Origin of the sequence: Campylobacter lari (assembly GCF_004357905.1) — a bacterium.
GTDB lineage: Bacteria > Campylobacterota > Campylobacteria > Campylobacterales > Campylobacteraceae > Campylobacter_D > Campylobacter_D lari_D.
In genome coordinates, this window is record NZ_SMTT01000004.1 from 1 (window position 1) to 13,172 (window position 13,172).

Annotated in this window: 10 protein-coding genes; 2 read left to right on the plus strand and 8 right to left on the minus strand. The window is 28.7% G+C overall.

The features are described 5' to 3' along the window. The 8 genes from E2O22_RS04055 to mqnE form a co-directional block, all read right to left on the minus strand. Nucleotides 1–996 (minus strand): cache domain-containing protein (locus E2O22_RS04055; RefSeq protein WP_207921001.1); only part of this gene is annotated, 996 nt, incomplete at its 3' end. 78 nt (nt 997–1,074) lie between these two features. After that, complete coding sequence (locus tag E2O22_RS04060; RefSeq protein ID WP_133319343.1) at nt 1,075–1,815, minus strand: pilus assembly FimT family protein; 741 nt, start codon at nt 1,813–1,815, stop codon at nt 1,075–1,077. Then, the gene (locus E2O22_RS04065; protein ID WP_133319344.1) at nt 1,812–2,969 is read right to left on the minus strand and encodes a glycosyltransferase family protein; all 1,158 of its coding nucleotides are present in this window, start codon (nt 2,967–2,969) and stop codon (nt 1,812–1,814) included. The genes E2O22_RS04060 and E2O22_RS04065 overlap by 4 nt, the downstream gene beginning before the upstream one ends. Before the next feature lie 6 nt (nt 2,970–2,975). Then, entirely contained in the window at nt 2,976–3,509 is a 534-nt protein-coding gene (locus tag E2O22_RS04070) for an SH3 domain-containing protein (RefSeq protein ID WP_133319345.1), read from the minus strand. Nucleotide 3,510: 1 nt separating this feature from the next. Continuing rightward, entirely contained in the window at nt 3,511–5,904 is a 2,394-nt protein-coding gene (locus E2O22_RS04075; RefSeq protein WP_133319346.1) for a molybdopterin guanine dinucleotide-containing S/N-oxide reductase, read from the minus strand. 61 nt (nt 5,905–5,965) lie between these two features. Then, a complete protein-coding gene (locus E2O22_RS04080; protein ID WP_133319347.1) occupies nt 5,966–6,406 on the minus strand; it encodes a phosphoribosyltransferase in 441 nt (146 codons plus the stop codon). 9 nt (nt 6,407–6,415) lie between these two features. Then, on the minus strand, nt 6,416–7,732 hold the full coding sequence (locus E2O22_RS04085) for an NCS2 family permease (protein WP_133319348.1): 1,317 nt from the start codon (nt 7,730–7,732) through the stop codon (nt 6,416–6,418). Between the two features lie 8 nt (nt 7,733–7,740). Beyond that, the gene (mqnE, locus tag E2O22_RS04090; RefSeq protein WP_133319349.1) at nt 7,741–8,805 is read right to left on the minus strand and encodes an aminofutalosine synthase MqnE; all 1,065 of its coding nucleotides are present in this window, start codon (nt 8,803–8,805) and stop codon (nt 7,741–7,743) included. Between the two features lie 120 nt (nt 8,806–8,925). Between mqnE and E2O22_RS04095 the strand changes: the two genes are divergently transcribed. Then, on the plus strand, nt 8,926–11,280 hold the full coding sequence (locus tag E2O22_RS04095) for a nucleotidyltransferase (protein WP_133319350.1): 2,355 nt from the start codon (nt 8,926–8,928) through the stop codon (nt 11,278–11,280). A 3-nt stretch (nt 11,281–11,283) separates the two neighbouring features. Beyond that, nucleotides 11,284–13,083 (plus strand): glutamine--fructose-6-phosphate transaminase (isomerizing), encoded by a 1,800-nt coding sequence (glmS, locus tag E2O22_RS04100; RefSeq protein ID WP_133319351.1) that lies wholly within the window; start codon nt 11,284–11,286, stop codon nt 13,081–13,083. The last annotated feature ends 89 nt before the right edge of the window (nt 13,084–13,172 follow it).

Consider the following 13,172-nt stretch of genomic DNA (forward strand, 5'->3'; position numbering starts at 1 on the left):
TAGCAATTTTGAAGAAAAAAAGTAAATAGCAAAACATGAAATAAACAATATAATAATAGAAAAAATAATTTGCTTATATGCGTCTTTTAAAACCAACATTTCCAACTCATCTTGCTTTTGAGTTGCACAAGCAATATAGCTTACTTTAGCTTTTGAATTATCTATATTAGCGCAAATTCCAAATCTTTCTTCTTGTGTATCAACGCTTATATATTCAAATGTTTTATAATCTCCAAATTGCTGATGATATTTTTTTATCTCTTCTATACTTGGATGTTGAGTTAAGATTAGTGATTTATTATTTGATGCAAAAGGAATAGAGCTTGTTGTATCAAAAACAAAAACATTTCCTGGAAGTTTTTCAAAGGTCTTTTGCAAAGATGTTAGCAGTAAATCAACACCTAAAACACCTATCAACTTACCATTTTTCTTGATCGGGGTAGAATAAGTAAAACTAGGTAATTTTGTAACAGAATCTTCATAAACATCGCTTATAAACACTCCATCATTTGCAATAGCCCCTTTATACCAGTCTCTAGAAGTAGCATCGTAACTTGGATCATCATAAGAAGAAACTCCACCACCTCTTTTTCTAAAATTAACTCCTTTTTTATCAGAAACAGTATCGCTTACAAGCATAGTTCCATCGGGAAAACCAACATAGACAGCTAAAGTATTTGATCCATCTTTAAAAATTTTTAAATCATCTCCTAGTATTTGCTCCATAGAATCAAAATTTAAAACTTGATTTTTTCCCAAAGAATCAATGTATTTTTTTATGGCAAGTAAAATATCTATATAACCATCAACATATCCTTCCACTTGAGTTTCTGTGATCAATAAATAATCTTCATTCGCTTGTTTACTGTTTGAAATTAAATTATTTCTACTAGAAACAAATGCCATTATAGTGATTATTGATAAAGCTAAAAAGACAATAACACCAACAACAATGGACAATTTATTTTTCACACTCATTTGTGTATTTACATTCATATATCTCCTTTTTTGTATTTAAATTGAAGTATTTTAGTAAATATATTTTATCAAAAAAATAATAAATTTTAATAAAAATTATATATTATGACAAAATATTTGTTTATTATTTAAAATAATACTCTGCTGGTTTAGTGAAGAAAAATGAGGTATATAAGCATAACCGCTAATAGGATTTATAACTATACATATATGCTGATCTTGTTTATTAGATAATCTTATAATGCAATCATTATTAAAAGAAGCAAGTTTATCATAAGGACGCATAGCATTTTTCAAAGGTGTATATAAGCGACCATAATCATCAAAAATTAAACGCGTACTTCCCTTGCAAGCACCTTCAAACAAAACTTTTGAAATACCATATGTTTTTTCTATATTATATTTTAAATTCGCCTTAGAATCATTTTGATTTATTACTCCGCTTTGTCCTGAGTTCATCAATAAGTTTGGATTAATTAAATCAACAGCTATTTCTCTGTCTTTATTAATCATGTTTTTACCTATATTTGCATTACCATCACCATTTTTATCTAAAAAAATAGTATAAGTTTGTTCATTATTTGTAGCTGACTTTGAGCGTATGAAATATAATTGCCATTTGGCTTTAAACCACTCTCGTTTAGCAATGTTAAATTCTTTTACTCTAAAATCATTTTGTATTAATGCTAAATGTCTTGTGTATTTAATATCATTTAAAATTTGTTCAGCCCCTAAACGCAAATAGTCAGGTTTGTAATAAAAATACCCCATAGAAAACAATAAAGACAATATAATACAAACAAAAACTAGTTCTATTAAAGTAAAAGCTTGTTTCATTTTATATAATAATAAATTTTATGCTTACCTAAACTAACATATATCTTACTAGCTTTTTTACTAGAATGAAGTTCTAATTTACCTTTGGAAATACCATAAAATTTAAGTCTTAAAGCTAACTCTTTATCTTTAGTGAAAATATGTGTAAAATTTCTTTGTTTTAATTTTAAAGACAATTCTTTAGCAATATGATAATCATAAGCAAAATGTTTTTTTGGATCTTTTAATAAATAATAAAAACTTTGATTAAAAATAATACCAAGATAAAAAAATAGTAAAAAAACTAAAGAGCATTCTATAAAAATTTTATGTTTTAGGCGTAATTGTGGCATTCTTGAGCGATAAGAAGACATTAAATAACGAACTAATAATGGAGTACAAACTACACAAAAAGGTAAAAAGTCTTCTAAAAAAAGTCTTTGTCTTATAGAAAAAATCAAACAAAAAACAAAAGTAGTTGCACTAATAAACCATAAAAGAGGTTTATCATCTTGTAAAAGAATTCTATAAATAACATAAAAAAAATAAAGAAAAATTAAAGGTGAAAAGCAAGCTGCAAAAATACCTAAAGTATCTAAAAAATATCCTTTAGGTTTTCCACTTGCATCAAAACCATAAATACTCATTGCAATAGCAAATAAAATCAAAGAGCATGCAATAAGTAATTTATCTTTTTTATATATAGCAAAAAAGAAAAAAGATAAATATAAAATTACAAAATTTCCATCTACAAAAAGAACTAAAAAAAACAAGATATAAAATAAAAAGAATTTTTTATATTCAAACAGCACCAAAATCAAAAGCGTAAAAAATATTACTACGCTAGATTCATTGATAAGCAAAGCACTGGCTACACTACTAGGAAGTAATATAAAAAGCACAACAGAAATAAAAGCATCAAAAGAAGTTTTGGTGTATCTTAAAGCCAAAATATACAACAAAATACAACTTAAAGAATGCAACAAAACAAACGGGAGTCTTAATCCAAAATCATTTTGTCCAAGAAGAGTAGTACCAAATCTAGCAATCATAGCAATTAAGCTATGATCGTAAAAATAAATTTGTGCTTCACTATAGCTGATAGATAAAGTGCTTACACCATATAATAAAGCACAAAAATCAAAAAATAAAACGGCTAATAAATACCTTTTCATTTTTGATTAGTCAAGTTTTACAGGCCCATTACTTGCGTGAGATTGTAAAAATCTTAAAATTCTATCTTTTTCCGCATCAGTGATTTTAGCAAAACCTTGCATAGCAGATAAATATGCATCCCATTCTTCCATTAAATGTTCTTTTGGTTTATGTGCTGCGTGACAACTTGTGCAAGTATCATAATAAGTTAATTCTATCTCATCCCAAGCAAGAATTTCTTGATCGGTCAAATCTTTACTTTTAACTAAAAATTCCATTTCATTACTTGCATTTTTACCATTTAAAGTAAGTAAAAGATAAATTCCATCTTTGGTATAAGCAAGGCTTTTTGGATTTGACTCCACAACCTCACCTTTGACTTTAATTAAAGAGTATTCACCTTCTTCTTTTATAAGCTCCACTTTAGAGCCTTCATAAATTTGTCCTACTACTTTTTTACTAGCACTATCTAAAAGATCTACTTTTTCATTAAAAATAAACATATCTTTAGCAAACAAAGCACTAGCTAAAAAAGTTAATGTCAATATAATTTTCTTCATTTTAAGCTCCTATGATTTCTGGTGGTGTAGTTGAATTATAAGGTTTTATAACTTCTTTTAGCTTTTTAATACCCACTAAGCAAGTATTTACACTAGTTGCTTGAGCCATAGTTGAAGTTGGTCTTGAGCTTGTTAAAACATTTACATGGCCTGCATTACATCTTGGCTTGCTATCGCTTACATCTTCAGGGTCATACCAAGCACCCTCTTGGATACTAATAACCCCTTCCATGATATTATCTGTTACAAAAGCACCTGCTAAAAGTGATCCACGATCATTATATACTTCTACAACTTCTCCGTGGGTAATGCCAAGTTTTTTAGCATCATTTGTATTAATCATCACAGGCTCTCTACCTTGAATTTTATACAAATCTCTTACCCAAGTATTATCAAGTTGAGAATGCACTCTATATCTTGGATGTGGACTTACTAAATGGAAAGGATATTTTTTAACTAATTTTTCATTACCCAGCCACTCTGCAGGCTCAAACCATGTTGGATGTGCTTTAAAATCATCTAAATTGTATTTTTCAAATTTTGGAGAATAAATTTGGATTTTTCCACTTTCTGTTGCAAGTTTATTTGCCACAGGATCGGCTCTAAATTCAGAGTGTCTTACAAAATTATAAGCTTCTTTTGGTGGTTCAAAATGGATAAAACCTTGTTTCCAAAAGTCAGCAAATTCCATATAATAAGGACAATCACTTCTTCCATAAAAACCTTCAAGCCATTGTTGTTTTGTTTTATTACCTGTAAATTTTTTATGCTCTCTCTCGCCAATTCTTTTTGCTAATTCTTCGAAAATATCATAGTCATTTCTACTTTCAAAATAAGGCTCAATTACTTTTTTCATAGCATAAACATAATCTTGAGAATAAGAGCCACCAAAGCTAATATCATCTCTTTCTAAAGTTGTAGTTGAAGGTAATACAATATCTGCCATTTTTGCCATAGGAGTCCACCAAGGCTCATGTACAATTAATGTATCAAGTGTTCTTAAAGCTTTGATAAGTTCATTTGTATTTGGATGATGGCCCAATACAGAAGCGCCCACTACATACATGAGTTTAATTTTAGGATAAGTGATTTCTTTACCTTTAAATTTAACTGTTTTACCTGGATTTAAAATAGCTTCTGAAACTCTACTTGCAGGAATATTAGTATCAAGATTATTTTTACCTTGTGGTAAACCTACTGGTAATCTTACACCTGAAAATGCTTGACCACCACCTGAATAATGCATAGAAAAACCAAATCCACCACCAGGCAAGCCTACTTGACCTATCATTGAAGCTAAAACCATTAAAGTCCAATCAGCTTGCTCGCCATGGTGTGCTCTTTGCATAGCCCAGTTACCTGCTAAAAAGGTTCTATTTTTTACAAAAGTATCTGCTAATGCAGTAATAACTTTTTCTTCAACGCCGGTAATATTTGCAGCCCAAGCTGGAGTTTTATCAATACCATCAGTTTTTCCAAGCAAATAAGGTAAGAATTTGTCAAAACCATCAGTGTATTTTTCAATGAATTTTTTATCATATTTTCCACTTTTATATAAATAATTCATCATACCAAGCATTAAAGCAACATCAGTATTTGGACGAATCTTAATCCACTGGGCATTTAAAATTTCTGCTGTTTGAGTATATTGAGGATCGATAGTTATAAATTTAATTTTTGATTTGCTGTATTTTTTATAATAATCATCATTACCACGATTTGCAACTTTAAAATCAATTTGATTACATTTATAAAGATCAGCTCCCCATAAAACATAAACCTGAGTGTTTTCCAAAATAACTTCATGAGAAGTTTGTAAAGAATAAACTTCCAAATCTCCTACTATGCTAGCATTTACTTTACCAGCAGCACCATTACTATACTCACCATCAGTGCCAATATGGCCACCTAAAGCGGTGTTAAAAAATCTTCCTGCTACTGAGTTACAATTGTGCAATAAACCTACATGTCCCCATGCACCATAACTTGCATTAAATAAATTTTCAATAGGGGTTTCTTTTAATTTTTCCAATACAAGCTCTAAAGCTTTCTCCCAACTTACTCTTACAAAAGGTTCTTTACCTCTTAATTTAGGTCTTTTTTTACCTTCTAAAAAGCTTTTTCTAACACAAGGATACTTTACCCTAGTGTCTGAATAAGTTCTATCGATAATAGCATCAGTTATTACTGAAGGATGTTTATCAGATTTTTGTGGAGTAACTTTTACTATTTTTCCTTCTGAATTTACTTCAGCCCAAAAAGCACCAAAGTGAGTTGCATGAGGAATTTTTTTAGTATCGTAAAATTTTGTTTGTGCTGCCATTAAAGGATTAACGGAAGCAACTGCTGAAGTTGCAGCAAGACCTTTTAAGAATTTTCTTCTTGTTAAACTCATGTTTGTCCTTCCTTTTAGTTTAGTATTTAATTATATTGTATTATTTATAGCTAATAATAAACTAAATTTTAATACTCCAGAAAAAATCAATCCATTCTTTAGCTTCTTTAATATAAAATTCAGGGATTAATAATGCTGAAGTTTTGTAAAAAACACTTGCTACTTTAAGCTCTAAATGAGGAAACTTTTGACTTAAGACTCTCTTAATTTCTATCATAGTTTCACCACTATCTATGATATCATCTACCAAAAGAACTTTTTTATATGAACTAAGATCAGGAATATTAAAAATTTTAATCGTATCTAATTTTTGAGTATCTTCATAATGGATAGAATTTAAAGAAAATAAATTTCTATTACCCATACCTTCTGCTAAAAAATGGCCTAAAGTCATACCACCTCTTGCTATAGCAAGTAAAACATCGGGATTAAATTCCTCTTTTATTTTGCGCGTAAAAGGGATAATTTCTTTTTGAAATTCTTCATAAGCATAATAATACATAATCACTTCCTATAAAAATTGTAATAAAAATACCAATAATGAAATTGCACTTAAAATGATAATTCCAAGATTAATTTTATCAAATTCTTTTTGCATAATACGCATAAATAAATACGCAATAAAACCAAAAGCAAAGCCTGTTGTAATAGAATAAGTCAGCGGCATCATAATAATAATAAAAAACGCACTCACAGCTATTGCTTTATCTTTAAAATTAATATTTGCAACTTCCATAAACATTAAAACTCCAACAAGAACCAATACAGGATAAATAGAATTTGCGGGAATAGCTTTAAATACCGGTAGTAAAAATAAAGTGAAAACAAAACATATAGCAGTAACTAAAGCTGTAAGACCTGTTCTACCGCCTGCTTCAACTCCTGCTGAACTCTCCACAAATGCCGTTACAGTAGAGGTACCAACAACTGCTCCCATAGCTGAACTAACAGCATCTACCCCTAAAGTTTTTCCTAGTTTTTTATCACCTTGTTTTGGATCATCAAATATTTTTCCTCTTGAGCCTACGCCCGTGATTGTCCCTACGCTATCAAAAAGCTGAGTAATAAAAAAAGTAAGCACTATAGGAATCATACTAAGCTCTAAAGCTCCTTTAATATCAAGCTTACCAAATATTGCACTTAAACCATTATCTCCGTTTATAACTGGCATCGATAAAAGTTGTTCTGGAAACCTAGCTCCATCAATACCAAAAATCCAAGCACACAAAGCACTTACAAAAACAGCTAAGATAAAAGCAGCTTTAATCCTCCAAGCCCAAAAAACAAAAACTAAAAACAAACCAAATAATCCAAAAAGTACTTTAGTGCTTGAAAAATCTCCCAAGCCTACTAAAGTTGCTTCGCTTTTGGTGATAATTCCCATTTGCACAAGTCCCATAAAAGCTATAAAAGTTCCAATACCCGCTGATATAGCTTTTCTTAGATCATTTGGTATGCTTTTTATAACCCAAATTCTAAAATTAGTAAAAGATAATAAAGTAAAAACAATACCTGATAAAAAAACAGCCCCCAAAGCACTTTGCCAAGGAATTTGATAAGTATTACACACGCTAAAAGTAAAATACGCATTTAATCCCATGCCTACACTCATAGCCACAGGAGTATTAGAGAAAAAAGCACTTAAAGTAGTAGCTATAATAGTTACCAAAGCGGTTGCTACGATTAAAGCTTCTAGTGGCATACCTGAATTACTCATTATATTAGCATTAACTGGTATAATATAAATCATTGCTAAAAAGGTAGCAATACCTGCATAAATTTCAGTTTTTACATCGCTATTATGCTCTTTAAGTTTAAAAAAATCCATTTTAATCCTTAATAAATTTTTAGTTCATTATATAAACTATCTCGCTCTATTGCTATATAACCTGAACTTTGAATCATCTCTATGAAGGTTTTTAAACTTAAGCCATTTGAACTTTTTGCTCCACCTGCACTTTGTATGCTTTCTTTTTCTATGGTACCATCTAAATCATTTGCGCCAAAATCTTGAGCCACCATAGCTAAATTTATACCCATAGTTGCCCAATAAGCTTTGATATTTTTAATATTATCAAGCACTATTCTTGCTATAGCTAAAGTTTTTAAAATTTCCACCGAGCCAAGTGGCTTTTTACCTGTAATAAAACTATTATCTTGTTGCCAAACTAAAGGAATAAAAGCATTAAACCCACTTGTTTGATCTTGGAGATTTCTTAATCTTATCATGTGATTAATTCTATTTTCTCTACTTTCTATATGCCCAAATAACATAGTAGCATTACTTTGTTTGCCTTTTTCATGCCAAAGTTTGTGAATTTTTAGCCAATTTTCACTACTTACCTTACCATGACAAATTCTTTTTCTAACTTCTTCATCAAAAATTTCAGCTCCACCACCTGGCATAGAATCAACACCATACTCAAGCATTTTTTCTATCACTTCTTCATAACTCATATCAAAAGCTCTACTTAAAAAATCAACCTCAGCAGCAGTTAGAGCTTTAATGTGTAAAAATGGATATTTTTCTTTAATCATTTTAAAAATTTCTAAATACCACTGCCATGATGTATTTTTATTGTGCGCTGAAACAATATGAATTTCTTTCGTATCTCTTAAAACTGTCTCATCAACTATTTTCATTATCTCTTCATGTGTCATAGTGTAAGGATTAGGATTTTTCCTATGTGCTGAAAAAGCACAAAATTTACAAGTATCTGCACATATATTTGTAGGATTAATATGTCGATTGATATTAAAATAAACCTTTTTGCCATGCAAATTAGTACGAATTTTTTGCGCATATTTAGCTAAAGTAAAAAGCTCTAAATCCCAAAGTTTATTAGCCTCTTCTTCGTTTAATCTTTCTTGATTTTCTAATTTTTCTATAATTGTTTGCATATTCTTACCATATTTTTAATTTTAAACTACAATTATAATTTTAACTTACTTAAAATTTAATACAAAGTATTTTTTGGTATGATTTTAATAAAAATTTAAAGCAAGGAATAATTTTCAAAAATGGATATGCAAAAAATTCAAAAATTAAAAAATTCTTTAAAAGACTATGAAGCATATTGTTCTAGACTTTTTTTAAAGCAAGGTTCTTTTAGCTTTTACCATTCTAAAGAGATTGATCGTTTTATAGAAGATATTTATGAGCTTGTTTTAAATGATTTTTTTGATGATTTTTTTCCACATAATGACAAAATTCCTTTTTGTATTATCGCCATTAAACAATATGCTAAAATGAATTTAAGCATAAAAGAAAATATTGATTTATTGCTTATTTATAAAGATATAAAAGCTTATAATATTAAGCCTTTAATGAAAGCATTTATTACTTTTTTAAACGATATTGGTTTAAGCATTAACTATCAAATTTGTGAAATAAATGGACTTTATAATATAGCTAAAAATGAGCTTAAACAAAATATTTTACAATATCGCTATATTAGTGGTTCTAAGATTTTATTTAAACAAATCAAAGAAAAAATTTCCCAAGCTCAAGATGAGTTAAAAGAAGAATTTGCTCTAAAAATCTTGCATGAATTTAACCCTTATTATCAACCTTTAATCAAGCAAGAATTTGATATTAATAAAAATTTTGGCGGTTTAGATGAGCAACTTAATATAGAAAATTTAAATATTTTATTTAAAGATTCTCCCAAAAATTACATGCTTAATTTTATCAATGAAAAAGAATTTAGCGAATTTAAGCTTGCGAGTGATTTTTTATTTTCACTTAAATGTGCAATGAATCTTTTAGAAGGTAAAAACACAAATTTATTTTTAATACAAAATTCACAAGAACTTGCTAACTTAATGCATAAAAAAGAAAAGAAAAATTTAGATCTTAAATCCATACTCATTCAAAAAGCAATGCAAAGTATGCAAATTTGTGGAATTTATACACATTTTTTAGCAAGGTGCATCCAGGAAAAACATTATAAAGAAAATAAACTTTATGAAATACAAGATAACTTTTTTACTCATTCAGATGAAAATGAAAATTTAAATTCAATACTCAATCGACTTTTAAAACTAGAAGATGAGGATTTTATTTTTGATATTAAACTAATTTTTGCATTAAAAAGAGCAAAAAATAATGATGAAAATTTGGAGTTATTTAAAGGTATATTAGAAAAAAAACATTCTTTTAGTATTTTAAAACTACTAAACAATGCAAACATTTTAAAAGATTTTTGCAAACCATTAATTCAAAGTAAATTTTTACTCGAAGAAGAAGGTGTTTATAGCGCATTAGATAGAGCATTACTTTGCTTAAAATACTTTGAAGAAAAAGATTGCAAATTTGATAAAAAAACACTTCTAATAATAAAGCTTACCATACTTTTAAGTGCTATTCATGAAGAAAATGAAATTTCTTTAGCTAATATTTACAGAGCTTATGTTGGAAAATTCCAAGTTGATAATGAACTTTTAGATTTTGGCTTAAGATTATTTAAAAATTTCAATGCTTTTAAAGATATTATAGAAAAAGAAGATATTTATAATTCTACTATTGTATTAAATTTTATTTCCAAATTAAATGATACTCATACCCTAAAAACCTTACATCTTTTATCTTTTTGCAATGCTAAAGCTTTGGGTATAGAAAATCATTTTTATTATAAAAGTTTAGAAAGATTGTTTCAAAATGCACTAGAAGGTTTTGAGGATGAAAATTTAATTGATGAGAGTCAAAGAAGGGTAAAAAAAGAACAAACCCTAAAAAGAAGCAAGGCTTTTTTAGATCTTGATGAGCAAACTCAAAACAATATCACTCATATTAAATCTAATCTCTTTTTTATAAAAAATAGCTTTGAAAAAATTATTAAAATAACACAGATTGCGCAAAAAGAAAATTTTACTTTTTGGCTTGACAATCAAGATAATTTTACTCTAGAGCTTATAATGAATAGAAAAAATAATCTTGAAAATATACTCAACACTTTAAGTTCTTTAAATTTAGTCTTTATGAGTTTTTTTGAATTATTTGATGAAAAAGTTTATCTGAAATTTGAATATTCAGATATAGTAAGTGATAATCAAAAACAAAGTTTAGAAAATTTACTTAATTCTAAATTACATTTAAAAGTACAAAAAAAAGCAAAAAAACCAAACATTAAAAAAGATGAATTAAAATTAGACATGAATTATTCCAAAAGCTATGCCAAAATAACCTTAAACACAAAAGATCAAAAAGGTTTAATGGCTTATGTAATGGATGTGCTTGTAAGATATGATATTATCTTAAGTGCAGCAAAAATTCAAACTATAAAAGAAAGAACGCGAAATGTTTTGATTTTGCATAAAAATGAAAGCTTGCAAGATCATAAAGATCAAATTCTTAAATCACTAATAAGCGAGTAAAAGATGTGTGGAATAGTAGGTTATATAGGAACTAAAGAAAAGAAAAAAATCATATTAGAAGGTTTAAAAGAGCTTGAATATAGAGGTTATGATAGCGCCGGTATAGCAGTAATGAAAGATGGAGAATTAGACTTTTTTAAAGCGGTTGGAAAATTAGAAAATTTAGCTAATAAGACTGCTAATTTTAATAGTGATGGATTTGGGCTTGCTATAGGCCATACGCGTTGGGCAACTCATGGAAAACCAACCGAAATAAATGCGCATCCACATTTAGGACAATACTCTTGTGTAATACATAATGGAATCATAGAAAATTACCAAGAATTAAAAACAAAACTCACACAAGAAGGTATTAATTTTCTAAGTCAAACTGACACTGAAGTTATTGTACATTTATTTGAATATCATGCGAGTAATTTAGAGCCATTTGAAGCTTTTAAAAAGACTATAGCTGAACTAAAAGGTGCTTTTGCAATCTTACTTGTGAGTAAAAAAGATCCTAATACAATTTATTTTGCTAAAAATGCTGTACCACTCATCATCGGAAAAAATGGCGATGAAAATGAATATTATTTTGCATCAAGTGATGCACCTTTAGTTTCTTTAGTGGATAAAGTAGCTTATCTTGAAGATGGAGATTATGGATATGTTAATTTAAATGAATGCAAAATTTGTCATGATCAAGCTTATATACAACCTACTTTTGTGGCTTTAAGTCAAGATAAAAGTTATGCTCAAAAAGATGGTTATAGATTTTTCATGGAAAAAGAAATTTATGAGCAAAGTAGAGTTTTAGGCGAAGTTTTAATGGGACGATTACAAGGTGAGCAGATTGTTTTTGAAGATATAGATGAAACTCTTTTACAAAACATAGATGAAATCACACTTTGTGCTTGTGGTACAAGCTATCATGCAGCATTAAGTGGGGCTTATTTACTTGAAAGACTTGCAAAAATTAAAACTAAAGTTGAAGTAGCAAGTGAATTTAGATACAGAGAAGCTATTATAGGTAAAAATACTCTTTTTATAGTAATCTCTCAAAGCGGTGAAACAGCTGATACATTAGAAGCTTTAAAAATAGCAAAAACACAAGGAGTTAAAACTTTAGCAATATGTAATGTGGATAATTCTAACATCGTGCGTTTGGCTGATATATCTTTACTTACTAGAGCGGGCATTGAAAAAGGTGTAGCTTCAACTAAAGCATTTGCCACTCAAGTAGCAACTTTATGGATGCTTGCAATCTATCTTGCACAAAAAGCAAATTTAGATATGAGTAAAGAAATCAAAGCTCTAAGAAGCTTGCCAAGTATAGTTAAAGTTGAACAAAACTTACATGAAAAAGTACATAGAATTTCAAAAAGATACCTACATGGCCATGGCTTTTTCTTTATAGGAAGAGATGTATTTTATCCATTAGCACTAGAAGGAGCTTTAAAACTTAAAGAAATTTCATACTTACATGCTGAAGGCTATCCGGCAGGAGAGATGAAACATGGACCTATTGCTCTAGCAGATAGTGAGCTTTTTACCGTTGCATTAATGCCGCAAAATTGTCTTTATGAAAAAACAAAATCAAATGTAGAAGAATTAGCTGCAAGGGATTCTACTTTACTTGCTATCTCTCCACTTGATTTTGATTTAAGTGATGATTTTATAAAAACTTCAAAACAAGAGCACTATATGTGCGAATTTTTCGAAATGATGGTAATCTTACAACTTCTAGCTTTAGAAGTTTCTATAAGACTTGGCAATGATGTGGATATGCCAAGAAATCTAGCAAAAAGTGTTACAGTAGAATAATATTTGTGTAGTTTTGAAAAAAACTACACTTTTTTAAAAAATTTTATAAATACTTCTTAAATTATAAGCAAACTTTAGGGTTTATTTAG